This is a genomic window from Actinotalea sp. JY-7876, assembly GCF_014042015.1.
GTDB lineage: Bacteria > Actinomycetota > Actinomycetes > Actinomycetales > Cellulomonadaceae > Actinotalea.
This window is the reverse complement of sequence record NZ_CP059493.1, coordinates 875,632-900,433: the sequence shown is the minus strand read 5'-3', so window position 1 is coordinate 900,433 and position 24,802 is coordinate 875,632. Positions and strand designations below refer to the sequence as shown.

The following is a 24,802-nucleotide window of genomic DNA, read 5'->3' as shown; positions in this document are numbered from 1 at the left end:
CATCCTCCTGACGTAGCCACGGGCGCCGCGGATCTGGTCCTCGCGGGCGTCCCGGCGGCGGCCACGCGCTCGTAGGTTCGAGGACGTCAGCCACCCCCTCAGGCAGGAGCTCCCCATGACCGCCCTCGCAGTGCCCGGCCCCGCAGCACCGGGTGGGCCGCGCCCCACCGTGCAGGCACCGACGGCGCGGTCCCTCCTCGCCTCGGAGTGGATCAAGCTCCGTTCGCTGCGCTCGACGTGGTGGGCCGTCCTGGCGAGCGTCGTCGCCGTCGTCCTCTTCGCGCCGATGCGCACGGCGAGCATCGCGAAGGTCCCCGAGGCGTTCGGCAGCGAGCACCTGGTCGGCGCCGTCTACGTCACCTCGGGGTCCCTCTTCGCGCAGCTGATCTTCTGCGCTCTCGGCGTCGTGGCGATCACCGGCGAGTACCGCACCGGGCAGATCCGCTCGAGCTTCACCGCGGCGCCCGGGCGGCTCGGCGTGCTGTGGAGCAAGCTCGCGGTGATCGTCGCGACCGTCTTCGTCGCATCGATCGCGGCGGTCCTGCTCGCGTGGGCCGCGAGCGCACCGTCGCTCACCCTCAGCGGCATGTCGATCGACCTGACGAGCAGCGAGGACCTGCGGATCCTGTTCGGCACCCCCCTGGTCCTCGCGGCGGCGACGGCGCTCGGCTACGCGATCGGCGCGCTCGTCCGGTCGTCCGCCGCCGGGATCGCCGCCGTCCTCGGCCTGCTGCTCGTCGTGGAGAACGTGCTCGCCCTCATCCCGTGGGCGCCGCTGCAGAACGCGGCCTCGTTCCTGCCGGGCCTCGCGGGCAGCCGCCTCGTGACGGCCGATGCGCTCGGGTCCGTGACGACCGCCTCGACGAGCACCGTGCTCGGACCCTGGCAGGGCTACGGCGTCATGCTGGCCTGGGTGCTGGGCCTCATGGTGGTCGCTTCCGTGCTCGTGCGTCGCCGCGACGCCTGATCTCGTGACGACGTCCGCCGCCCCCGCCGTGCGCCGCACCGCCCCGACCTGGGAGAGTGCTCGCGTGTGGCGACGGCGGGCGGCGGCGAAGCAGGCCCCCGCCGTCGAGGCGCCCCTGTTCACCGAGCTCTCGGCACGGCGGCTCGGACCGGTCCGGCGGTTCTTCGTCCGGCGTCCGGTGGTCATGGACGTGCTCATCGTCCTCGGCTGGGGCTTCTTCGCCCTCCTCATGGCCGCCGGGGCGCGCAGCATGTTCCCGCTCGACACGCTGCTCGGGCCCGACGTGGCCGGACGGACCCAGGTGTGGGGTGTCGGCCTGGCGTTCGCCGGCATGGTCGTCCTGCTGTGGCGCCGACGGCGGCCGGTCACCTGTGCCGCCGCGATGGCGACGCTCGGTGCGACGGCCCTGGCGACCACCGGGGCGACGGCCGGGTTCGACCTCGGGCTCGCCCTGGCGCTCTACGCCGTCGCCGCCGCGCGGCCGGCCTCCGTGACCTGGTGGACCTTCGGCGGTACCACCGCCGCGATGCTCCTGGCGGCGATGCTCGACCTGCCGGCCCGCGTGGGCACGATCACCTTCGACTACTCGGTCGACGGCGCGGCCGACCTGAGCGCAGTCGTCGAGGCCTCGCGGAACGAGGTCTGGGCGTGGACCGCCACCGGCGTCGTGCTGCCCGCGCTGCTCTGCGTCGCGGTCGGCACGAGCGTGCGCAACCGCCGCCTGCACGTGGCGGACCTGGTGGACCGGGCGAACGCCCTGGCGCGCGACCGCGAGCAGGAGGAACGGCTGGCCCGGGCGGCCGAGCGCGCCCGCATCGCGCGCGAGATGCACGACGTCGTCGCGCACGGGCTGACCGAGATGATCGCGCTGGGCGACGGGGCCGCGTCGACCGTGCGCCACGCGCCCGAGCTCTCCCGCGCGGCGCTGACCGAGCTGTCGATCACGGGGCGCGCCGCGCTCGCGGACATGCGGCGCCTGCTGGGCGTGCTGCACGGTGACGGGCCGGCCGCCGACGCGTCCGCCGTCCCGTTCGCGCCCCAGCCCAGCGCGCCGGACCTGGCCCTGATCGTCGACCGGTTCCGCGACGCCGGGCTGCCCGTGCGGGCCACCGGCGTCGGTGCCGACGTGCTGCCGCCCGACCCCGGGCTGCAGCTCGCCGTCGTCCGCATCGTCGAGGAGGCGCTCGAGAACGCGGCACGGCACGCGCATGGCACCCTCGGTGTCGAGCTGGTCGTGCGGCGCGTGGCGACGGGCGTCGAGATCGACGTCGTCGACCAGGGGCCCGCGGTGCCGGGCGGCGAGCAGGAGGGGACGGCGCGAGGGCTCATCTCGATGAGCGAGCGCGCCGCGGCGTACGGCGGGACCGTCCAGGCGGGACCGCACGGCAACGGGTGGCGGGTCCATGCCTGGCTGCCCCACGAAGGGACGAGATGACGAGGATCCTGCTGGTCGACGACCAGGCACTGCTCCGCATGGGCTTCCGGCTCGTGCTCGAGGCCGAGGACGACCTGGAGGTGATCGGCGAGGCGGGCGACGGGCGCGCCGCCGTCGACCAGGTCACGGCCCTGCGCCCCGACGTCGTGCTCATGGACGTGCGCATGCCGAACGTCAACGGCATCGAGGCGACCGAGCGCATCGTCGCGGCGCACCCCGACACGCGCGTCCTCATCCTCACCACGTTCGACCTCGACGAGTACGCGTTCGCGGCGCTGCGCGCGGGCGCGAGCGGCTTCCTGCTCAAGGACGCGCGCCCGGCGGAGCTCGTCGCGGCCATCCGCACCGTCGCGTCGGGCGACGCCGTCGTCTCCCCCCGGGTCACGCGGCGCATGCTCGAGCTGTTCTCGGGCCAGCTGCCCTCCTCGGACCGGACGCCCGAGCCCGACGGGCCGGACCCCCGCCTGGCCGAGCTCACCCCGCGCGAGCTCGAGGTGCTGCGCTGCGTCGCGGACGGGCTGTCCAACGCCGAGGTCGCGGAGCGCCTCTTCCTGTCCGAGGCGACGGTCAAGACGCACGTCGGGCGCATCCTCGCCAAGCTCGGCATCCGTGACCGCGTGCAGGCCGTCGTGCTCGCCTACGAGACCGGGCTCGTGCGGGCGTCCGCCGGCTGAGCGGCGCGCAGGGCGGACTGCCACAGTGGTGCGCGTGAGCACCGACGCCGCCGGACGCACCTGGGCCGGGAACTACGCCTACCGCGCGGCCACGCTCTACCGGCCGGGCTCGGTCGCGGAGCTGCAGGAGGTCGTCGCGGCCGCACCGCGCGTGCGCGCCCTCGGCAGCCGGCACAGCTTCAACGACGTCGCCGACTCCGACGCGCTGGTCTCGCTCGACGCGCTGCCCGACCTGGTCGAGCTCGACGCCCACGCGCGCACGGTGCGCGTCGGCGGCGGCACCCGCTACGGCGCCCTCGCCGCCCGCCTGCACGCGGCGGGCTGGGCGCTGCACAACCTCGCCTCGCTCCCCCACATCGCGGTCGCCGGTGCCGTCGCGACCGCGACCCACGGCTCGGGCGACCGCAGCGGCAACCTCGCGTCGGCGGTGCGCGGACTCGAGCTCGTCCGGTCCGACGGCGAGCTCGTCACGCTCGGTCCGGACGACGCGGACCTCGCCGGGGCGGTCGTCGGCCTGGGCGCGCTGGGCGTCGTCGTCGCGCTCACGCTCGAGGTCGAGCCGACGTACGAGGTCGCTCAGGAGGTGCGGACCGGGCTGCCGTGGGACGCCGTGCTCGAGAACCTCGACGAGATCACCGGCAGCGCCGACAGCGTGAGCCTGTTCACCGACTGGCGCGGCGACGCCGTCGGGCAGGTGTGGCGCAAGACGCGCGTCGCGGCGGGGGCACCGCGCGATGTCAGGCACTTCGGGGCGCCGCCCGCGCAGCGGGAGATGCACCCGCTCAGCGGCGTCGACCCGCGGTTCACCACGGCGCAGCGGGGGGTGCCCGGGCCCTGGCACGAGCGCCTGCCGCACTTCCGCATGGAGTTCACCCCGAGCAACGGCGACGAGATCCAGTCGGAGTACCTCGTGCCGCGCGAGCACGCGCCGGACGCGCTGCGCGCCGTCCGGGCGATGGCGGACCGCGTCGCGCCGCTGCTGCTCGTCAGCGAGGTGCGGACCGTGGCCTCGGACGACCTGTGGCTCTCGACGGCGTCCGGACGCGAGAGCGTCGCACTCCACTTCACGTGGGCGCCGCGGCAGGCGGACGTCGAGGCCCTGCTCCCCGACCTCGAGGCGGCGCTGGCGCCGTTCGACGCGCGCCCGCACTGGGGCAAGGTCTTCGCGGACCGGGACCGCGACCTCGCGCGTCTCTACCCTCGGATGGCGGACTTCCGCGCGCTCACCGAGCGGATGGACCCGCGGGGCGCGCTGCGCAACGACTACCTCGCGCGCCACGTCCTGGCGTGACCGGCCGGGCGCCCGAGCGGCGCGGACCGGAGCGACGGGCCCCGGTCCGCGGGCGCGGGTTCAGCGGCTGGAGGTGCCGATGATGTCGACCACGAACACGAGCGTGTCGGTGCCGCCGATGCCGGCCTGGGGCATCCCGCGCTCGCCGTAGCCCAGGTGGGGCGGGATCGACAGGAGCACGCGCGAGCCGACGGGCTGGCCCACGAGCCCCTCGTCCCAGCCGGCGATGACAGCGCCGACGCCGATCGGGAACGAGATCGAGGACCCGCGGTCGTAGGAGTTGTCGAACATCCGACCGCCCCACACCTGGCCGTAGTAGTTGACCTCGATGTCGTCGCCGGCCTCGACCAGCGTGCCGTCCCCCTGCGAGAGCACCTGGACGGCGAGCTCGGGCGACGCCGGGGTCTCCGGGAACGTCAGGACCGGCTTGTCGCCGAAGGAGCCCGACGCCGTGGGCAGCGGGGAGGTGTTGTCGGCCATGGATCGCCTCTCGTCACGGCCGACGCCGGGTGCGCGGCCGACGTCCATCGTGCCCCACGACGGTCGCCGCCGCAGACCCCGCTGCCGCCGCGCGACGCCTCAGCGGTGCAGGTGGAAGCGGCGCCCGCTGACGTGCACCGGCTCGACGACCACGATGAAGGGCTTGTCCGGATCGACCCACGAGCGCAGCGTCGGGTGCTCGGACGCCTCGGCCTCCTCGTCGGTGAGCTGCCGCGCGACACCGCGCACGACCACGCTCCGGGCCTCGTCCTCCTCGAGCCGGTCGACCTCGAGCGCGACGGTGCGCCCGACGACGACGCCGAAGAGCTTGCTGCCCGGCGCCGTGCGGAAGAGCAGCCGGCCGCCCTCGACGACGTGGTTGACCGGGGCGATGTCGACCTCGTGGCCGACGTGGTACGCCAGGCGCGCCACCCGTTCGGTGCGCAGGAGATCCCACGCGTCGTCCTGCGTCATCGGGTCACCGGTCCACGCGGTCACCGCGACGTCCTCGTCCTCCATGGCCCACCTCCGAGGTCACCACCACCGTAGCGGCGCCGGGGCCGCGGCGCCTGGGACGGCGCGGAGCGACGCGCGGCTACAGCCGCCCGGCGAGCCAGCGGAGCTGGTGGGCCCGCTGGTAGGCCTGGCCACCCTCGTGCTCGTTGAACGGGTACTCCACGATCTCGGTCGCCGGGGCACCCCCCGAGTCCGCGCCGTAGTGGTTGTAGGCCGCGAAGACGGTCGAGGGCGGGCACGTGGGGTCCATGAGCGCCACGGAGAACAGCGCGTCGGCGCGCGCGCGGCGCGCGAAGTGGACGCCGTCCAGGTAGGACAGCGTGCGGAACGCGGCGTCGACGTGCTCGCGGTGCACCGACAGGTAGCGCACGACCTCGCCGTACGGGTCGTTCGCCGTGATCGTCGTCGCGCGCGGGAAGTGGCACAGGAACGGCACGTCCGGCATCGCCGCGACGACGTCCGGCACGAGCCCTGCCACCGCCAGGGTCACCCCACCGCCCTGGCTGATGCCGGCGACCGCGACGCGGGCCGGGTCGACGCCGGGCAGCGCGCGCGCCGCGTCGACCGCGCGGACCGCGTCCGTGTAGAGCCGGCGGTAGTAGTGCTGCGCGGGGTCCAGGATGCCGCGGGTCATCAGGCCGGGGGCGGCGGGTCCGCCCGAGCCCGCGTCGTCGGGCGTGTCGCCGCCCGCGCCCCACGTGCTGCCCTGGCCGCGCGTGTCCATCAGCAGGTGGGCGTAGCCGGCGGCCGCCCAGGTGAGGTGCTCGTGCGGGAGCCCTCGGCCGCCGCCGTAGCCGAGGTACTCGACGACGACGGGCAGCGCCTCACCGGTCCCGGCCGGCCGCGTCAGCCACGCCTTGACCGGCTGGCCGCCGAAGCCCGCGAAGGTCACGTCGAAGACCTCGACGAGGCGGAGCCCGGTCTCGACCGGCTCGACCCGCAGCGCCAGGTCGTGCGCGCGCGCCTCGGCGAGCGTGGTCCGCCAGAACTCGTCGAAGTCGGCGGGCTCATCGAGCTCGGGCCGGTAGGCACGGAGCTCGTGCAGGGGCAGGTCGAACAGCGGCACGCGCGTCTCCTCCGTCGTCGCAGGCGGCTTCCCGGCCGGGCGGGGGTGCGCGGGCCGGGAGCCGTCGGAACGATACCGCCGCGCGTCAGCGCGCGAGGAAGCCCAGCAGGTCGTGGCGCGTGATCACGCCGACCGGGTCGCCGTCCTGCACGACGAGCAGGGCGTCCGCCTCCTGCAGCTCCTTGCGCGCGGACTCCACGTCCTCGCCCACTCCGATCAGCGGCAGGGGCGCGCCCATGTGCCGGTCGACCCGGTCCGCCAGGCTCGCGCGTCCGGCGAACACCGCGTCGAGCAGGTCGCGCTCGCTGACCGAGCCCGCCACCTCGCCGGACTTCACGGGCGGCTCCGCCTTGACGACGGGCATCTGGGAGACGCCGTACTCGTGCAGGATCTCGATGGCGTCACGCACGGTGTCGCTCGGGTGCGCGTGCACGAGCGCGGGCAGCTCGCCCGACTTGCCCCGCAGGACGTCACCGACGACGTGCTCGCCCTGGTCGTGCAGGAAGCCGTACGAGCGCATCCAGGAGTCGTTGAAGATCTTCGAGAGGTAGCCGCGGCCCCCGTCGGGCAGGAGCACGACGATGACGGCGCGCGCGGCGGCCTCGGGGTCCTCGTCCTGCAGGCGGCGCGCGAGGCGCAGCGCCGCGACGACGGCCATGCCGCACGAGCCGCCGACCAGGAGGCCCTCCTCGCGCGCGAGGCGGCGCGTCATCTCGAACGAGTCGGCGTCCGTGACGGCGATGATCTCGTCCGGCACGGCCGGGTCGTAGGCGGTCGGCCAGAAGTCCTCGCCGACGCCCTCCACCAGGTAGGGGCGGCCGTCGCCACCGGAGTAGACCGAGCCCGCCGGGTCGGCGCCGACGACGTGCACGCGGCCGCCGTCGGCCGCGTCGCGGTCGGCGCTCGCGTCCTTGAGGAAGCGCCCCGTGCCCGTGATCGTGCCGCCCGTGCCCACACCGGTGACGAAGTGCGTGACCCTGCCGTCGGTGTCGGCCCAGATCTCCGGCCCGGTGGACTCGTAGTGGCTCGCCGGGCCGTTCTGGTTCGCGTACTGGTTCGGCTTCCAGGCGCCCTCGATCTCGCGCACCAGGCGGTCCGAGACGGAGTAGTAGGAGTCCGGGTGGTCCGGGGCGACGGCGGTCGGCGTGACCACGACCTCCGCCCCGTACGCGGCGAGCACGTCGCGCTTGTCCTGCGAGACCTTGTCCGGGCACACGAAGACGCAGCGGTAGCCCCGGCGCTGGGCGACCAGGGCGAGGCCGACGCCGGTGTTGCCGCTCGTGGGCTCGACGATCGTGCCGCCGGGCCGGAGCTCGCCGGAGGCCTCGGCCGCCTCGATCATCTTCAGCGCGATGCGGTCCTTCACCGACCCGCCGGGGTTGAGGTACTCGACCTTGGCGAGGACCGTGGCCGCGAGGCCCTCGGTCACGGTGTTCAGACGCACCATCGGCGTGCCGCCGACGAGGTCCGAGATGTGCTCGGCGTACTTCACGTGAGATCCACTCCGGAGAAGACGTACACGCCGATCAGCGTGACGATGGCGACGGCACCGGTGCAGGACCACACCAGGCTCGGACGGGTCGCGGCCCAGGGGCCGAAGTAGCGGCCGGCGAGGCCGCCGAGCCCCGTGGTCGAGGCCATGTACAGGGTCCCGGCGACCGCCGCGGCCGGCGCCGGCTCGGGGCCGCCGGCGGCGGCCGCCGCCTCGATGAGGATCGAGAAGACCGGGTAGCCCCACAGCGCGCCGGCGGCGAACCCGGCGGCGAAGAAGACGAGCGAGGCCTTGCGCTGGCCCATCCCGCGGGTCGCTCGCTGCGCCACGAGCGACACGACGACGCCCGCGGTCAGCAGGAACGCGACCGTGACCGGCGCGGCGACCAGGAGGAGACCGGGCGTGCGCAGGACGAGCGCCATGAACATCTCGGCGACGACCATGACGGCAGCGGCGACCGCCAACCCGGCGGCGAGGACGCGCCACCCCGGCACACCGACGTCACCGACGTCCGGGAGCTCGTCCTCGCTCGCCAGGTCGCCGCTGCCGACCGCGCTCACTCGCGGTTGAAGATCGCGAGCAGGCGCAGGATCTCGAGGTACAGCCAGACGAGCGTGACGATGAGGCCGAAGGCCGCCGTCCAGGCGAACTTCGCCGGGGCGCCCTGGTCGACACCACGCTTGATCATGTCGAAGTCCATGATCAGCGACGCGGCGGCGAGGCCGACCGCGAAGAGCCCGACGAGCATGCCCATGCCGCCGTTGCGCAGCGGGCCGAAGCCGTCGCTCGCCATGAAGAAGGACAGGCCGAAGTTGAGCAGCGAGAAGACGAGGTAGCCGCCCATCGCGATGAGGAGCCACCGCGTGAACTTCGGGGTGACCCGCACGCGGCCGGACTTGTAGAGGAACAGCGCGACGCCGAACGTCGCCATGGTGCCCAGGACGGCCTGCAGCACGATCGGCTGCACGGCGGTGCCGTCGAACGTCATGTTCTGGAACGCGAGCGAGATGCCGCCGAGGAACACGCCCTCCGCGACCGTGTAGGCCACGATGAGCGCCGGGCTCGGGCTCTTCTTGAACGAGTTCACGAGGCCGAGCACCAGGCCGACGATCATGCCAACGGGCCACAGCCCCGGCGCGATCATCCACGTCGCGGCCGCGACGACGACGAGGAGGGCGAGGAGACCGCCCGTCTTGACGATGACGTCGTCGTACGTCAGGCGCCCGGTGTCGCGCGTCGTGGCGGTGGGGGCGCCGTACATCTGCTCGAGCGTCTGGGCGCTCATCCCGGGCGTGTCCTGCACACCGGGGGCGCCGTACGGGGCCTGGCCGTAGGGCGCCTGGCCGTAGGGCGCCTGCCCGTACGGGTTCGCCTGCACGGTCGCGCCGCGACGCGGCTTGCCGAAGACGTCGCTGCTGCTGAAGACGGGGTTGGTCATCGTGCCTCCTGGTCGCGGCGGCCGGGCCCTCGGCGAGGGGCGGTCGTGTGTCGCTGGCCGTGGTTCATCCTACGCAGCACAACGCCGCAGGGCGGCGTGGCGTTCCCGCCACACCGCCCTGCGACTCACTGCTCACGTCACTGCTCACCCGTGCGCTGCGCGCACCCCCGGGTCGCTCAGAACCACGGGAACGGCCACCACGCCGGCTTCGGCGGCACGACGACGATCTCGTCGCTCGCGCGCAGGTCGCCCTGCGTGCCCGCCACCGAGTAGATGCCGACCTTCGTGGTCCGCGGCACGGTCACCACCGCCGAGCCGGTGCCGTCCGCACCCACCGTCACCGCACCCAGCAGGACGGACGTGCCCCGCCGCCCCGGCGGCCACGTCTCCAGGCGCAGCTCCACCGTCGTGCCGGGCGCGTACCCGGTCACGGCGACGGGCAGGCGGTTGCCCGCGGCGACGATGAGCTCGTCCACCCGCAGCCGCGGGTCGAGGACGGGCGGCTCGACGACGTCGGCCTCGACCAGCTGACCGACGCCCCAGCGGGCGTTGGTCTGGTAGCCGGCCCCGTTGGGCTCGGCCCACGTGCGCACCGAGGTGCGCGTGCCGGCCGTGCCGTCGTTGACCTGGAAGTCCAGGCCGTGGAACGTGCCCGGCCCGCCCGCGTCGAGCAGGCTGATCGACGCCTCGACCAGGTAGCCCGTCTCCGTCACGCTCGTCGCGCTCTCCAGGCGCGCGTCCTGCGCCGCCTGGTCGCCCGTGCCGAACGAGACCTCGTTCAGGTACGAGATGCGGATCTGCGTGTCGTCGGCCCGGTAGGGACCGTTCCGGACGTTGCCCGCGTCGACGAAGATCTCGACCGAGTCCTGGACCCAGGGGTCGGAGCTCGTGGCGTCCAGCTGCGGGTCGGTGACCTCGGCGAGCACGTGCAGCGTGCTGCCGTCCCCGCTCCACAGGGTCCGCACGGACGCCGTGGCGCCCGTGCCGTCGCCCTCGATGACCGTGTCGGTGGTCACCGGCTCGGACAGGGCCCAGACCTCGTCCACCGCGCCGTCGACCGTCGGCGCGACCGGCGCCTCGGCGACCTCGAGGAAGGACAGCGGCTCGACCAGCGTCAGCGCACCGAGCGCACCGGGTGTGTTCCACCCCGTGGTCGTGGCGCCGTCGGTCACCTGGACGTCGAACCCGACCGTGTCGCCCTGCGCGGCGGTGACCGGCAGGTGCACGACGGCCTCCCAGCCCGTGTCGGTCGGCGTCACGATGCCCTGGACGTCACCCGAGCCGTCCCGCGCGAACGAGTAGGCCGCGTCGCCCACCACGAACGTGAGCCCGTCGGTCGGGTCCACGCTCGCGTCGGTCACGCTCACGTACGCCGTGAGGTGGTCCGGCGCCCACCGGAGCTGGAACTGCGCGGCCTCGCCGACGTCGTGCAGCGGGAGCCGGTCCCACTCCGGCGACGCCGTCGCGGCGCCGTCCAGCGGGACGTCGCCGGCGAAGACGAAGGCAGCGCGCACCTGGGCGGGCAGGTCGCCGTCGACGGCGCCGTAGTACGCCGGCTTGGCCTGGAGCTGCGCGTCGAACGCGAGGGGCGCCTGCTCGGTGCGCCAGCTGCGGTCGTCGGTCAGGCCCCAGATCGTCACGGAGTACAGGTCCTCGGCGTGCTCGCGGAAGATCCGGAACGCGTCGCGGTAGTAGTACCCCTGCTCGACGAGGTTGGCCTGGGTCACCGGGGTGCCGACCGTGACGTCGAGCTCGGTCACCACCTGGATCAGGCCGAGGTCCTCGAACGCGTCGAGCGCGGCGTCGAGCGCCGAGACCGGGGTCGCGAGGCTCGTGTGGAACTGGTGGCCGACGCCGTCGATGGGGACACCTCGCGCCAGCAGCCGCTCGACCAGCGCGTGGTAGCGCTGCTGCTTGCCGTCCTGCTCGGTGTTGTAGTCGTTGATGAACAGGGTGACCGGCCGGTCGGTGCCGGGTGCGGCGTAGACGTCGTTGAACGCCTCGTCCGCGTACTCGAACGCGAGGTCGATGAACTCCTCGCCGAGGATCCGGTACCACTCGCTGCGCCGCAGCCCGTCCTCGAACTCGCGGCCGTCGGCCACGACCTCGTTGACGACGTCCCACGCGACGAGCGGGTTCTCGGCGCTGCCGAAGAGCCCGTACTCGCTGCTCAGCGACTCGGCGACGGCGAAGACGTGCGTGCGCAGGCGCTCACGCAGCTCCTGCTTGCCGGCCTCGTCCGCGGGCAGCGGGGCGCCGGCCGCGTCCTGGAAGAACCACTCCGGCGTCTGGCTGTGCCAGACGAGGACGTGCCCGTAGACGCGCAGGTCGTTCTCCTGCGCGAACTCCATGAGCGCGGCGGCCTCGGGGTGGAGCCGGAAGGTCCGGTCCTCGTCGTACCAGGCCTCGGGCTTCATGTGGTTCTCGCCCGTGATCTGGTCGAAGTGGCGCGTGAGCAGCTCGGCGGCGCCGCCGACGGTCTCGCGCTGGTCGATCGCCACACCCATCGGGAACGGGACCGTGTCCTTGATCGGCGTGAGGTCCTGCACGTCCGACGGCGCCTGCGCCGTCACCAGGACGTCGTCCACGAGGAACGACGGCGTGCCGGACGCCGACTCGACGTACAGCAGCGCGGAGTCCGCGGCCGTCATCGTGTAGGCCGCCTGGACCTGCACCCACGCACCGGCCGTGACGCCCGTGGCCGTGGCCACCGTGTCGTACGCCGACGCGCCGTCGGTGTCGCGCTGGACGCTGATCCGCAGGTCGGTCGGCGCCTCCCCGGCGGCGAGCTTGACCCACGCCGAGATCTGGTAGGTCGTGCCGGTCGCGAAGAGCGAGGTCACGTCGGTGGCGAGCCCGTGCCACGACTGCGTGCGGCCCTCGACCAGCGCGGCCTGCGTGCTCTCGTGCGCGTCGGGGCTGAGCGAGACCTGCGGGGCGCCGTCCGCGCCGCGCGCGGTCCACGGCTCGAGGGTCTCCTCGAAGTCGCTGTCGATGAGCACGACCTGCCCGCCCCCGCCGTCCCCCGGCAGCGGCGACAGGCCGCCGACGGGGAGGGTGAAGGACCAGCCCTCGGCGAGGCGCTCGCTCACGACCGTGCGCACGGCCGCGACGGTGCCCGTGCGGTCGGGGCCGCCGCCGTCGTGCGCGAGGACGACGCGCCCCGGGACCATCGCGGCCCGCAGGTTGGCGGTCAGGGTCGGGACGTCCTGGGTGGTCCAGTCGTCGATCGTGCCGGTCACGGCGAGCGGCTGCATGCCGAGCGCGACGGCGACCTGGGGCGTCACGCCCCAGCTGCCGTTGGGCGCGCGGAAGTACGGCACCGTCGCCTCGGGGTCACCGAGCGCCTCGCGGATGATCGCCAGGTTCTCGACCAGGTCCGCCTGCACCTGCTCGGCGGTCCAGGAGCCCATGTCGGCGTAGCCGGTCGTGTGGTTGCAGAGGGTGTGGCCCTCGTCGACGATCCGGCGCAGCAGCTCCGCACCGCCGGGTGCGGTGATGTTCTGGCCGATGACGCAGAAGACCGCGGGCAGGTCGTTCTCGGCGAGGTAGTCGAGCAGCTCGTCCGTCTCGCCGGGGTTCGGGCCGTCGTCGAACGTCAGGGCGGCGACGTCACCCTCGCCCTGAGCGGCGGCGACCGGCGTCGCGCTCGGGTTCACTGCGCCGCCGGGGACGAAGCCCGGCTCGACCACGACGCCGCCTGCCGTCGCGATGCGCACGTCGTCCACGAGGAAGGAGGGGTGCGCGCCGTCGATCGGCGCGGCCTCGAGGTAGAGGCTCGCGGCCGGGAGGCCGGCCGCGGGGGTGTAGGTGCCGCCGACCTCGACCCACTCGTCGGCCGTCACGGTGACCGCGCCGCCGACCCACTCGTAAGGGTTCGCGGCGGCGGGGGCGTCCACGGTGATGTGGACGGCGGACTCGCCCGCGGTGCCCGGCGCGAGCTTGACCCACGCGGAGACGTCGTAGGTGGTCCCGCCCGTCATCAGGGCGAGCGCGTCGGTGGCGGGTCCGTTCCAGTCCCCGGTGCGGCCGCTCACGAGCATCGACTGCGCCCCGGAGCGTGCGTCGTCGGCGGTGACCGCGAGGGTCACGGGCCCGCGCGGTCCCCACGGGGCGACGTCGGCGCCCTCGAAGTCGTTGCTGAGGACGACTGTCCCCTCGTCGGCGGCCGTGGCCCCCGGGTCCTGCGGGAGGGCGGCGGCGGAGCCGACCCCTCCGGCGAGCACGAGGGCGAGGGCCCCGGCTCCCCATCTCGAAACATTTCGAACGCGCGACATCTTCGCCCCTTTGCGACAGACGGCTTGAAGCGCCGACGCTAGGGCCGATCGGGTGGTTTGTCGAGAGGTGGCGGCCCGGGCCCCAGGACCCGCGCCTTGCGCACGCTCGAAACTTTCGGCCGGCGGGTGCCCCCGGCAGGGTTCGAACCTGCACTGGACCGGGTTTAAGCCGGCTGCCTCTGCCGGTTGGGCTACGGGGGCGGCGTCGGCCATCCTGCCAGTGCGAGCCGGAGCCGCGCCCGGCACCGCCCTACTGCTGGGCGCGCGCCCCGGAGCCGACGGGTGACGCCACACGCTCGCCCTTGTCGGCGGGCTGGCCCGCCGCCTTCGGCCGCGGCGCCGAGGCGTCGCGGAACTCCGCCCGCGGGTCGTGCAGGCGCCCGAGGGCGACGAGCTCGCGGCGGAAGAAGAGCGCGAGCGTCCAGTCGAGCACGATGCGCACCTTCCGGTTGAAGGTCGGCATCTGGGCCATGTGGTACGTCCGGTGCATGAACCACGCGGGCCAGCCGCGGAGCTTGACCCCGTAGACCTGCGCCACGCCCTTGCCGAGCCCCAGGGACGCGACCGTGCCTACGTGCTTGTGCCGGTACTCCGCGACCGGTGCGCTGCGCAGCGCCTTGGCGAGGTTGTCACCCAGGTGCCGCGCCTGGCGCACGGCGTGCTGCGCGCTCGGCGAGCAGAAGCTGCCGGGGTTCGCGAGGTCGGGGACGGCGGCGCAGTCGCCCGCGGTCCACGCGCCGTCCACGACGGTGCCGTCCTCGGTCGCGACCTGCAGTGTCGGCAGCGCCAGGACCCGGCCCATGCGGTCCAGCGGCAGGTCGGAGTCGGCGAGCACCGGGTTCGCCTTGACCCCGGCGGTCCACACGATCGTGTCCGAGTCGAACTCGAGACCCGTCGAGGTGACGACGTGGCCGTCGACGCACGAGGACAGGAACGTCGACAGGTGCACCTCGAGGCCGCGCTTGCGCAGCTGCTCGAGCGCGTACCCGCCCATCTCCTCGCCGAGCTCGGGGAGGATGCGCGTCGAGCCCTCGATCATGACGAACCGCAGGTCCCCCGGCTCGATGCTCTCGTAGTACTGCAGGGCGTCGCGGGCCATGTCCTCCACCTCGGCGATCGCCTCGATGCCGGCGAAGCCGCCGCCGACGAAGGTGAAGGTGAGCATCCGGCGTCGCAGCTCGGGGTCCCAGGTGGACGCCGCGACGTCGAGGCGGGACAGCACGTGGTTGCGCAGGGCGATCGCCTCCTCGACCTGCTTGAACCCCATCGCCTGCTCGGCGAGGCCGGGGATCGGCAGGGTCCGCGAGACGGAGCCCAGCGCGACGACGAGGTGGTCGTAGGAGATCTCGTACGACGCGCCCTCGAGCGGGGCGATCGCGAGCCGGCGCTCGGCGTGGCGGATCTCGGTGACGCGTCCCGTCAGGACGTCGACGCCCTCCAGCTCGCGCCGGTGGGAGACCACGACGTGGCGCGGCTCGAGCGAGCCGGCCGCGGCCTCGGGCAGGAAGGGCTGGTACGTCATGTACGAGCGCGGGTCGACGACGACGATCGCCGCCTCGCGCTTGCCCAGGCGGCGCCGCAGGCGCAGCGCCGTGTAGAAGCCCACGTACCCGCCGCCGAGGATGACGATGCGGGGCACCGTGCGCGGACGCGGGGCGCGCGAGGCGGGGGCGGTGCTGGCGCTGGTCTGGGTCATGTCTGGCACGGTACGCCCCGTGTGAAAACATTCACAAGGTCCCGCGGGGTGCGGTCCCGGAGCATGGACGTGACATCGGGCACAGTCGTAGGACGATTGTCCCCCGTCCGGTCCGGCGCGCGTCACCCCGCGTCGGCTGCCCCGCCGAGCCGCAGGGCGAGCGCGAGCACCTCGTCGAGCATCGCCTGCGTGAGGCGGCCCGTCTGGGTGTTCTGCTGCGAGACGTGGTAGCTCCCGACCAGGTGCACCACGACGCCGTCGGGCCGCACCAGCCCGACGCGCGCGCCGTGCCCGAAGCGCGGCGCGGGCCGCGGGACGTCCCACCCCATCGACCGCGCCACGGCCAGCACGGCTCCCCAGCCGAAGGCCCCGAGCGCGAGGACGGCACGGACCGTGGGGGCGGTGAGCTCGAGCTCGCGGCGCAGCCACGGCTCGCACGCGTCGCGCTCGGCCGGCGAGGGCTTGTTGTCGGGCGGGGCGCAGCGCACGGCCGCGGCCATGCGCACGCCCCGGAGCGCCATCCCGTCCGCCGCGTCGACGCTCTCCGCCTGGTCGGCGACGCCCGCGCGGTGCAGCGCCGCGAAGATCCAGTCGCCCGATCGGTCCCCCGTGAACAGCCGCCCCGTGCGGTTCGCGCCGTGCGCGGCGGGGGCCAGCCCTGCGACGAGCAGGCGCGCGCGGGGGTCCCCGAAGCCCGCGGCCGGCCGGCCCCAGTACGGCTGGTCGCGGAACATGCGCCGCTTCACGACGGCGACCTCCTCGCGCCACGCGACCAGGCGGGGGCACGCGCGGCACACGCTCGAGTCCGCGTCCAGGTCGCTCAGGTCGGCGGCGGCGCCGGCGAGCCGTGCGACGTCGGCGGGCGTGCGGGCCACCGGCGTGGCCGGCGTCGCGACGTCGCCGGGCCACCCCGTGCCCGGCGGTACGGGCGAGGGGAAGGCGACACGCGTGCGCGGGTGCGGCAGCGGGTCCCCGCCCGCGCGCGGTGCGTCGCTCATCCCCCGATCATGCCCGCGGGTCCGCCTCCACGCCGCGCGTGGCGGCGGGCCTCAGGCCGGGGCGGTGGCGTGCTCGGCGGCCGCGCGCTCGGCGGCCGACCACGCGATGCCGTCGAGGATGTCGTGCTCGGAGGTCACCACGGTGTCCAGGCGACCCCCGGCGCGGCCGACCTCCGCGCGCACGCGGGAGACGACGGCGGACCACACGAGCGCGCCGGCCCCGATGACGTCGACGCGTCCCGGGTGCATGTAGGGCTCGCGCGCCCGGCGGGTCCGGCTCATGCGCAGCAGCGAGCGGCAGGAGGCGAGCACCGCGTCCGCCCACAGCACGGCCCCGTCGATGCGGTCGGGCTCGTACGCGTCGAGCTCCAGGGCGTGCGCCGTCACCGTCGTGACGGAGCCGGCGAGCCCCACGAGCGTCGCCGCCCGCCCGAGGGGAACGACCACGGCCGCGGCGTCCAGCGCGGCCGCGACGTCGGCGCTCGCGGCCGCGACCTCGGCGTCGGTCGGCGGGTCGCTGTGCAGGTGGCGCTCGGTGAGGCGCACGCAGCCGACGTCCATCGAGGACGCGGCCACGACCGACGTCGTGCCGAGCACGAGCTCGGTCGACCCGCCGCCGAGGTCCACGACGAGGAACGGGCCGGGGTGCTTCCCGGCGAGGACGCCCGTCGCGCCCCGGAACGACAGCGCGGCCTCCTCCTGGCCGTCGACGACCTCCGGCTCCACGCCGAGGATCTCGCGGACCCCGTCCACGAACTCCTGACGGTTCTCGGCGTCGCGGGTGGCGGAGGTGGCCACGAAGCGCAGGTGCTCCACGCCGAGGTCGGCGCACACGCGCGCGTACTCCCGGGTGGCGGCGAGCGTGCGCTCGAGCGCCTCCGGCGCGAGCCGCCCGGTCCGGTCCACGCCCTGGCCGAGCCGGACCACCTGCATCCGGCGGTCGAGGTCGACGAGCGTCCCGGCCGCGAGGTCGACGTCGGCCACCAGGAGCCGGATCGAGTTGGTCCCGCAGTCGATGCCCGCCACACGTGTCATGGGGACAAGCCTGCCATCAGCAGACGCAGCGGTCCGGCCGCCAGGTGTCGGCGATGAGCGCGAGCGCCTCGTCGCCGAGGGGGTTCACGCCCGGACCGGCGGCCAGCGCGTGGCCGACGAGCACGTGCAGGCACTTGACGCGGGTCGGCATCCCGCCGGCCGAGATGCCGGCGATCTCGGGCGGGTCGCCCAGCGTGGCGCGCTCGCGCAGGTAGTGCTCGTGCGCGGCGCGGTACGCGGCGGCCAGGTCCTCGTCCTGCTCGAGGCGGGCGCTCATCTCCTTCATGATCCCGGAGGCCTCGAGCGTCGACACGGCCGCCACCGCGGCCGGGTGCGTGAGGTAGAACGTCGTCGGGAAGGGCGTGCCGTCGGGCAGGCGGGGCGCCGTGCGGACGACCGTCGGACGTCCGCACACGCACCGCGCCGCGATCCCGACGACCCCGCGGGCCGGCCGCCCGAGCTGCTGCTCGAGCGTCGCGAGGTCCGCGGCGGAGACGTCGGCCGGTCCGCCCGGCGTGGTCCCGGGCGCGCTCACGGGGCCTGCTCCGTCGCGGTGGCGGCGGCCTCGCCCGGGAGCGGCTCGCTCGCCTCCGGGTCCGGCACCGGAGCATCGCCGGCGAGCTGCACGGACTCCCAGACCGTCGCGTACCAGGGGGCCACCGCGCCTCCGGCCGGCAGCGCGGGTCCCGCGACCGGACCGTGCGTGGCGCTCTGCAGCGGCGTCTCGACGACCGTCTCGGGGTCGATCACGCGGTAGGACGTCTCGTCCGGGTGGACGTAGTTGAGCCGGTCGCGCGCCTGCGCCTCCACGTAGGCCGGGTCCGCCCAGCGGTCCCGCTCGGCGGCGAGGTCCTCCTCCGCCTGCTCGGCGGCCGCCACCTCACGGGCGAGCGCGTCGAGCTCCGCCTGCTGTGCCAGGTAGGCGCGCAGCGTGGGGAAGAGCATGGTGAAGCCCACGAGCAGGACGACGGAGAGCACGAGGGCGCGCACCGAGATCAGGCGCGCGAGGTGCAGCGGACGCGGCTCGTCGTCCTCCTCCGTCCGCACCGCACGGCCCGACGGCGGCCGCACCGAGCCCGGGCGCTGTGCCGGGCGGTCGGCGGCCGGACGGCGGCCCGAGCGTGCGGGTCGCGCCGGAGCGCCACGTCCGCGGCCCGCCGCGGCACCCGTCGCCGTGCCGCTCGCGGGGGCGCGGCCACGCAGGGCGCGGGAGAGCGAGGGCCGGCGGGACATGCCTCGATTGTGCCTCGTCGCGGGGGGTGCGCCGGGCATCGCCGGGGTCCCGGGCGCGTTGCCGGGGGGTCCGGGACGGCGCGAGGCCCCGGTCGACGTCGTCGACCGGGGCCTCGCGGATCTGCTCTGCCCGTGGCGGGCGCTACCTCAGCGGCGGCGCGGGAACGCCGAGGCGCCGGCGTAGCGCGCGGCGTCGTCCAGCTCCTCCTCGATGCGCAGCAGCTGGTTGTACTTGTTGATGCGCTCGCCGCGGGCGGGCGCACCCGTCTTGATCTGGCCGGCGTTGGTGGCGACGGCGAGGTCCGCGATCGTGACGTCCTCGGTCTCGCCCGAGCGGTGCGAGACCATCGCGGTGAAGCCGGCACGCTGCGCCATGGAGACGGCGTCGAGCGTCTCGGACAGGGTGCCGATCTGGTTGAGCTTGACCAGCAGGGAGTTCGCCGCCTTGAGCTCGATGCCCTTGGCGAGACGCTCGGGGTTCGTCACGAAGAGGTCGTCACCGACGATCTGGACGCGGTCGCCGACGTTCGCGACGAGCTGCGACCAGGAGGCCCACTCGTCCTCGGACAGCGGGTCCTCGATGGAGACCAGCGGGTAGTCCGCGACGAGCTGCTCGTAGAACGCGAGCATCTGCTCGGGCGTCTTGGCGGCACCCTCGAACTGGTAGGCGCCGTCCTTGAAGAACTCGGTGGCGGCGACGTCGAGCGCGAGCGAGACGTCCGTGCCCGCCGTGAAGCCGGCCTTCTCGATCGCGACGAGGATGAGGTCGAGCGCCTCGCGGTTGGAGCCGAGGTTCGGCGCGAAGCCGCCCTCGTCGCCGAGGCCCGTCGACAGGCCCTTGCTCTTCAGCACGGACTTGAGGGAGTGGTACACCTCGACGCCGGTGCGCAGGGCCTCGCGGTACGTCGTCGCGCCGATGGGGGCGACCATGAACTCCTGGATGTCGACGTTGGAGTCGGCGTGCGACCCACCGTTGAGGATGTTCATCATCGGGACCGGGAGCACGTGGGCGTTCGGGCCGCCGATGTAGCGGAAGAGCGGCAGGTCGGCGCTGTCGGCCGCGGCCTTGGCGACGGCGAGCGAGACGCCGAGGATGGCGTTCGCGCCGAGCTTGCCCTTGTTGGGCGTGCCGTCGAGGTCGATCAGGGCCTGGTCGACGAGGCGCTGCTCGCTCGCCTCGAAGCCGATGAGCTCGGGGGCGATGTCGTCCATCACGGCGTTGACCGCGTCCTGGACGCCCTTGCCGAGGTAGCGGCCCTTGTCGCCGTCGCGGCGCTCGACCGCCTCGAAGGCACCGGTCGAGGCGCCGGAGGGCACACCGGCCCGCGCGATGGTGCCGTCGTCGAGGGCGACCTCGACCTCCACGGTGGGGTTGCCACGCGAGTCAAGGATCTCGCGGGCGCCTACGGCCTCAATGGTGGCCACGGATGCTCCTTCAGCAGGGTACGGGTGTCGGGTCCGGGTGCCGCGCGGGCTGCGGGTCGCAGCGTCGGCGGACGGTCGAACCGTGCCGCCGGTCGACGTCAACCGGCCGGGCTCCACAGTAGCCCCGGGGCCCGACGCGTGCGGTGGGACGTTCGGCGGGCGGGACGGGTGTCGGGTGTGCGACCGCCGAGCGCGGAGCCCCGTGCCCCTGCGCGGAGCGTCGTGCCACGAGCGTGGAGCGTCGTGCCGCGACACACCGGCGTGTCCGGGCACGACGCTCCACGGGCGGGGTGGAGGGGAGGGGATCCGCGACCCGTGGCTCGCCGGGACCGCGGCCGTCTGGGCCCGTGAGGCCCTCAGCGCGCGGCGGGGACCGGGAGGGCCGCGAGGATGGCCTCGACCTGGGTCTTGGCGTCCCCGAAGAGCATCGCGGTGTTGTCCCGGAAGAACAGCGGGTTCTGCACGCCCGCATAGCCGGTGGCCATGGACCGCTTGAAGACGACGACCTGCCGCGACTTCCACACCTCGAGCACCGGCATCCCGGCGATCGGCGAGCCCGGGTCCTCGAGCGCCGCGGGGTTCACCGTGTCGTTCGCGCCGATGACGAGCACGACGTCGGTCTCGGCCAGGTCGTCGTTCACCTCGTCCATCTCGAGCACGATGTCGTACGGGACCCGCGCCTCGGCCAGCAGCACGTTCATGTGGCCCGGCAGCCGCCCCGCGACGGGGTGCACGCCGAAGCGCACGTCGACGCCGGTCGCCCGCAGCCGGGACACGAGCTCGGCCACCGGGTACTGCGCCTTGGCGACGGCCATGCCGTACCCGGGCGTCACGACGACGGTGCGCGCACCGGCGAGCATCGCGGCGACGTCGGCGGCCGAGACCTCGCGGTGCTCCCCCACCTCACCGCCGCCGCCCGCCGACGTGCCGGCCTCGACGCCGAAGCCGCCGAGGATGACGCTGACGAAGGAGCGGTTCATGGCGCGGCACATGAGGTACGACAGGATCGCGCCGGACGAGCCCACGAGGGCCCCGGTGACGATGAGCAGGTCGTTGCCGAGCATGAAGCCCGCCGCGGCCGCTGCCCAGCCGGAGTACGAGTTGAGCATCGAGACGACGACGGGCATGTCGCCGCCGCCGATCGAGGCCACGAGGTGCCAGCCGAGGGCGAGGGCCACCACGGTCATGAGCACCAGCGGCACCGCGCCGTTGGTGGCGAGGAACCACACCAGCAGCCCGACGCACACCAGCAGGGCCGCGAGGTTGAGCAGGTTGCGCCCCGGCAGCGCCAGCGGGCCGGTCGGGATCCGCGCCGCCAGCTTGAGGTAGGCCACCACGGAGCCCGTCAGCGTCACCGCGCCGATCAGCACGCCGAGGAACACCTCGACGCCGTGCACGACGTCGGCCGGCTCGGTGAGCCAGGACCCGAAGCCCACGAGCACCGCGGCCATGCCGACGAAGCTGTGCAGGATCGCGATCATCTCGGGCATCTGCGTCATCTCGACGCTGCGTGCCCGCCACACCCCCACGACGGCACCGATGCTCAGGACGAGCGCGATGAGCAGCGCCGTGACGATGGGCGGCCGCTCGCTCTGGTCCAGGCTCAGCACCACGGTCGCCGCGAGGGCGAGCGCCATGCCGACCATGCCGAGGACGGTCCCGCGTCGCGCGGTGGTCTGCTTCGAGAGCCCCGCGAGGCTGAGCACGAAGAGGACCGCCGCGAGCAGGTACAGGGACTGGGCGATCGACGTCATCTCAGCCGTCCTTCCGGAACATCGAGATCATCCGGTGGGCGACGAGGAAGCCACCGAAGATGTTGATGCTCGCGACGGTCGCCGCGACGAAGGCGAGGATCGTGACGAGCAGGTTGTCCGAGCCGAGCTGCAGCAGCGCGCCGACGAGGATGATCCCCGACACGGCGTTGGTCTGCGCCATGAGCGGCGTGTGCAGCGCGTGCGTGACGTTGGAGATCACGTAGTAGCCGGCGACCACCGCGAGCGCGAGCACCATGACGTGCCCGTGCAGGTCCGGTGGCGCGAACGACAGCGCCAGCGTGACGAGCACGGCGCCCAGTCCCGCGAGGACCGTGGACCGCGTCCGCCGGCGCGCGGCCGCCCGGGGGTCCACCGCGGGTGCGGCCTGCGGCGCGGCGGGCGTCGTCGCCGGCGCGGCGGACACCTGCACCGGGGGCGGCGGCCACAGCACCTGGCCCTCGTGCGCGACGGTCATCCCGCGCTGCACCGGGTCCGTGAGGTCCAGGACGGGCTCGCCGTCCTTCTCGGGCGTCAGGAGCGCGAGGAGGTTGACCACGTTCGTGCCGAACAGCTGGGACGTGTGGCGCGGCATGCGGCTGGTCAGGTCCGTCCAGCCGAGCACGACGACGCCGTTCTCGGTGACGACGCGCTCCCCGGGGACGGTGCGCTCGCAGTTGCCCCCGCCCGAGGCGGCGAGGTCCACGACGACGCTGCCCGGCCGCATCGCGGCGACCATCGCGGAGGTGATGGTCGTCGGGGCGGTGCCGCGGACCAGCGCGGTGGTGATGACGACGTCGGCGCGGGCCGTCTCCTGCGCGTACATGCGCGCGACGGCGGCCTCCTGCTCGGCGGTCAGCGCGTCGGCGTAGCCGTCGGCGCTGGGCCCGGACGCAGCCCCGGGCACCTCGGCGCGCACGAACTGCGCACCCATGGACTCGATCTGCTCGGCGACCTCGGGCCGCACGTCGTAGGCACGGACCCGCGCACCCAGGCTCACGGCCGCGCCGATCGCGGCCAGGCCCGCCACACCGGCACCGATGACGAAGACCTCGGCCGGCGCGGTCTTGCCGGCGGCGGTCACCTGGCCGGTGAACATGCCGCCGTACTCCTCCGCGGCCTCGATCACGGCGCGGTAGCCGGCGACGTTCGAGAGCGTGCTCAGGACGTCGAGCGACTGCGCGCGGGAGATGCGCGGCACCGCGTCGAGGGCCAGCCCGGTGACGTCGGCCGCCGAGAGCGCGCCGAGCAGACCGGGACGGGCGGCCGGCGCCATCATCCCGATGAGCACGGCGCCGGGGCGCAGCCCGAGCGCGGGCAGCGACTCCTCCGGCGGCACCGTCACGGTGGCGACGACGTCGCTCGACCAGGCCGTCCCGGCGTCGACGACCGTCGCGCCCGCCTCGGCGTACGCGCCGTCGGGGAACGAGGCACCCGCCCCGGCGCCCGACTCGACGACCACCTCGTACCCCAGCTTGTGCAGCTGGCCCACGGTCTGGGGGGTGGCGGCGACGAGCCGCTCCCCCGCCCGCGTCTCACGCGGGACACCGATCCTCATGCGACCTCCCCAGCCGACTCCCAGGGCACCGACGCTAGCCGCCGGCGGCGGCGGCTGGCGGGACGTGGGGCCCACCGGGCGGTGCTGCGGCCGTGCACGTCGCGGAGGTCACGCCCTCTCGGCGGCGCGCACGCGCGCCTCGAGGTCGCGCACGACGGCGCGCAGCGCCGCCTCCGCGTCGACACCCGCCGCCTGCGCCTCGGCGACCACCGCGAGCAACCGGCGGCCGACGGCGTCGTCGCCCGGCTCCGCGCTCTCCGCCTCCGGCACCGCGCCCGGCGCCCCCGGCACCGCGCCCGGCGCCCCCGGCACCGCGCCCTGCGCCCCGGGCTCCGCGGCCCGGCGCGCACCGGCGAGCACCTCGCCCACCGCCGGGGAGTCCGAGCGGCCGGCCCGCGAGAGCACCGCCTGCGCCCGCGCGAGCGCGGGGAGCGCGGCGGGGACGCCGTCGAGCGCCGAGGTCCGGCCCTTCTCGGCCCGCTTGATCTCGTCCCAGCGCGACGAGACCTCGGCCGCGTCGCGCACCACGGTGCCCGCGAAGACGTGGGGGTGGCGCCGGCGCAGCTTCGCGGCGACGCCGGCCGCGACGTCGTCGACGTCGAAGGGCTCGCTCGGGTGCTCGGACGCGATGCGCGCGTGGAAGACCACCTGGAGCAGCACGTCGCCGAGCTCCTCGCGCAGTGCCGCGCGGTCGTCCGTCTCGATCGCCTCGACGAGCTCGTGGACCTCCTCGACGGCGTACCGCGTGAGCGACCTGTGCGTCTGCTCGGCGTCCCACGGGCAGCCGCCGGGCGAACGCAGCCGGTCCATCACCGCGACGAGGTCGGCCAGGCCTGCGCCGCCCTCGCGGGCGTCCGGTCCGGCGCCGGTGGACGGCACGGTCACTCGGCCGCGGGCTCCGGGGTCTCGGCGACGAGCCACGGCTGCGCGAGCGGCACCACCTCGCCCGACTCGGGGTCGAACTCGCCGTACCGGGGGTTGACCTCGATGTCGAGCTCGCGGGCCGCCTCGTCGACCTCGGCGAGCGCCTCCTCGCCGCCCGGTGCCGCGGTGAGCGCGTTGATGGCCAGGATCATCCGGAAGACCTCGACGGTCGAGTCCGCGAGCTCGCGCTCCGCGCCCGGCCCGCCCGCCGCACTCTGGGCGACGACGCCGCGCGCCTGGTCGGCGGACACGCCGACGCCCTCGGCGGCGGCCGCGTCGATGTAGAGCGGCGCGACGGCCATGGTCGTGAGCAGGTCGCCCGCGGGCACCTCGCCGCTCAGGGCGGCGAGGTCGGCCTGCGCGGCCTCCAGCTCGGCGCGCGTGATCGTGCGCCCGTCGACGACGGCGGCCGCGGACGGGTCCCCCGCGCACCCGGACAGCAGCAGCGCGGCGGCGACACCCACGCCGACGACGGACGGTCGAACCCTCACCCGGACCTCCTGGAAGACGAGCCGGCCGCGGCTGCCCGCGCCGGTGTGCCCGCCC

Annotated in this window: 21 protein-coding genes and 1 tRNA gene; 4 read left to right on the top strand and 18 right to left on the bottom strand. The window is 74.6% G+C overall.

Annotated features, from left to right (window positions below; genetic code table 11):
• Positions 1 to 115 precede the first annotated feature (115 nt).
• Genes H2O74_RS04285 through H2O74_RS04270 form a run of 4 tightly spaced genes read left to right on the top strand, consistent with a single transcriptional unit; the run spans position 116 to position 4,367 of the window.
• Positions 116 to 967: an ABC transporter permease gene (locus tag H2O74_RS04285; protein WP_182113284.1), complete on the top strand. Its 852-nt coding sequence runs from the start codon at positions 116 to 118 to the stop codon at positions 965 to 967.
• Between the two features lie 4 nt (positions 968 to 971).
• On the top strand, positions 972 to 2,402 hold the full coding sequence (locus H2O74_RS04280; RefSeq protein ID WP_182113283.1) for a sensor histidine kinase: 1,431 nt from the start codon (positions 972 to 974) through the stop codon (positions 2,400 to 2,402).
• Positions 2,399 to 3,076, top strand: coding sequence for a response regulator transcription factor (locus H2O74_RS04275; protein ID WP_182113282.1), 678 nt, complete (start codon positions 2,399 to 2,401; stop codon positions 3,074 to 3,076). Before H2O74_RS04280 ends, H2O74_RS04275 begins: the two co-directional genes overlap by 4 nt.
• Positions 3,077 to 3,110: 34 nt before the next feature.
• Complete coding sequence (locus H2O74_RS04270; protein WP_182113281.1) at positions 3,111 to 4,367, top strand: D-arabinono-1,4-lactone oxidase; 1,257 nt, start codon at positions 3,111 to 3,113, stop codon at positions 4,365 to 4,367.
• Positions 4,368 to 4,427: 60 nt separating this feature from the next.
• On the opposite strand, the gene H2O74_RS04265 is transcribed toward H2O74_RS04270, so the two are convergent.
• From H2O74_RS04265 to H2O74_RS04180, 18 genes are all read right to left on the bottom strand, one after another.
• Positions 4,428 to 4,847, bottom strand: a complete 420-nt coding sequence (locus H2O74_RS04265) for an FKBP-type peptidyl-prolyl cis-trans isomerase (protein ID WP_182113280.1) — start codon at positions 4,845 to 4,847, stop codon at positions 4,428 to 4,430.
• Between the two features lie 99 nt (positions 4,848 to 4,946).
• Positions 4,947 to 5,366 carry a pyridoxamine 5'-phosphate oxidase family protein gene (locus H2O74_RS04260; RefSeq protein WP_182113279.1) on the bottom strand — a complete coding sequence of 140 codons (420 nt, stop codon included), beginning with the start codon at positions 5,364 to 5,366 and terminating at the stop codon, positions 4,947 to 4,949.
• A gap of 76 nt (positions 5,367 to 5,442) precedes the next feature.
• Positions 5,443 to 6,429, bottom strand: a complete 987-nt coding sequence (locus H2O74_RS04255; RefSeq protein ID WP_182113278.1) for an acetylxylan esterase — start codon at positions 6,427 to 6,429, stop codon at positions 5,443 to 5,445.
• Between the two features lie 85 nt (positions 6,430 to 6,514).
• Positions 6,515 to 7,921: a cystathionine beta-synthase gene (locus H2O74_RS04250; RefSeq protein WP_182113277.1), complete on the bottom strand. Its 1,407-nt coding sequence runs from the start codon at positions 7,919 to 7,921 to the stop codon at positions 6,515 to 6,517.
• Positions 7,918 to 8,481, bottom strand: coding sequence for a hypothetical protein (locus H2O74_RS04245; protein ID WP_182113276.1), 564 nt, complete (start codon positions 8,479 to 8,481; stop codon positions 7,918 to 7,920). Before H2O74_RS04245 ends, H2O74_RS04250 begins: the two co-directional genes overlap by 4 nt.
• Positions 8,478 to 9,359 carry a Bax inhibitor-1/YccA family protein gene (locus tag H2O74_RS04240; protein ID WP_182113275.1) on the bottom strand — a complete coding sequence of 294 codons (882 nt, stop codon included), beginning with the start codon at positions 9,357 to 9,359 and terminating at the stop codon, positions 8,478 to 8,480. The genes H2O74_RS04245 and H2O74_RS04240 overlap by 4 nt, the downstream gene beginning before the upstream one ends.
• Before the next feature lie 176 nt (positions 9,360 to 9,535).
• Positions 9,536 to 13,636: an endo-1,4-beta-xylanase gene (locus H2O74_RS04235; RefSeq protein WP_182113274.1), complete on the bottom strand. Its 4,101-nt coding sequence runs from the start codon at positions 13,634 to 13,636 to the stop codon at positions 9,536 to 9,538.
• 127 nt (positions 13,637 to 13,763) lie between these two features.
• Positions 13,764 to 13,837: transfer RNA gene (locus H2O74_RS04230), tRNA-Leu, on the bottom strand.
• Between the two features lie 49 nt (positions 13,838 to 13,886).
• Positions 13,887 to 15,332 carry an NAD(P)/FAD-dependent oxidoreductase gene (locus H2O74_RS04225; protein WP_182113273.1) on the bottom strand — a complete coding sequence of 482 codons (1,446 nt, stop codon included), beginning with the start codon at positions 15,330 to 15,332 and terminating at the stop codon, positions 13,887 to 13,889.
• Positions 15,333 to 15,454: 122 nt separating this feature from the next.
• Complete coding sequence (locus H2O74_RS04220; RefSeq protein WP_182113272.1) at positions 15,455 to 16,330, bottom strand: uracil-DNA glycosylase; 876 nt, start codon at positions 16,328 to 16,330, stop codon at positions 15,455 to 15,457.
• A 51-nt stretch (positions 16,331 to 16,381) separates the two neighbouring features.
• A complete protein-coding gene (locus H2O74_RS04215; protein ID WP_182113271.1) occupies positions 16,382 to 17,365 on the bottom strand; it encodes a Ppx/GppA phosphatase family protein in 984 nt (327 codons plus the stop codon).
• Between the two features lie 16 nt (positions 17,366 to 17,381).
• Entirely contained in the window at positions 17,382 to 17,900 is a 519-nt protein-coding gene (locus tag H2O74_RS04210; protein ID WP_182113270.1) for a DUF501 domain-containing protein, read from the bottom strand.
• Positions 17,897 to 18,598, bottom strand: coding sequence for a septum formation initiator family protein (locus H2O74_RS04205; RefSeq protein WP_255491773.1), 702 nt, complete (start codon positions 18,596 to 18,598; stop codon positions 17,897 to 17,899). Before H2O74_RS04205 ends, H2O74_RS04210 begins: the two co-directional genes overlap by 4 nt.
• 147 nt (positions 18,599 to 18,745) lie before the next feature.
• A complete protein-coding gene (gene eno, locus H2O74_RS04200; RefSeq protein ID WP_182113269.1) occupies positions 18,746 to 20,023 on the bottom strand; it encodes a phosphopyruvate hydratase in 1,278 nt (425 codons plus the stop codon).
• Positions 20,024 to 20,379: 356 nt separating this feature from the next.
• The gene (gene pntB, locus H2O74_RS04195; protein WP_182113268.1) at positions 20,380 to 21,777 is read right to left on the bottom strand and encodes a Re/Si-specific NAD(P)(+) transhydrogenase subunit beta; all 1,398 of its coding nucleotides are present in this window, start codon (positions 21,775 to 21,777) and stop codon (positions 20,380 to 20,382) included.
• 1 nt (position 21,778) lies between these two features.
• Positions 21,779 to 23,332, bottom strand: a complete 1,554-nt coding sequence (locus H2O74_RS04190; RefSeq protein ID WP_182113267.1) for a Re/Si-specific NAD(P)(+) transhydrogenase subunit alpha — start codon at positions 23,330 to 23,332, stop codon at positions 21,779 to 21,781.
• 108 nt (positions 23,333 to 23,440) lie between these two features.
• Entirely contained in the window at positions 23,441 to 24,211 is a 771-nt protein-coding gene (locus H2O74_RS04185; protein ID WP_255491772.1) for a MazG family protein, read from the bottom strand.
• Between the two features lie 2 nt (positions 24,212 to 24,213).
• Positions 24,214 to 24,747 (bottom strand): hypothetical protein, encoded by a 534-nt coding sequence (locus H2O74_RS04180; protein WP_182113266.1) that lies wholly within the window; start codon positions 24,745 to 24,747, stop codon positions 24,214 to 24,216.
• Between the last annotated feature and the right edge of the window lie 55 nt (positions 24,748 to 24,802).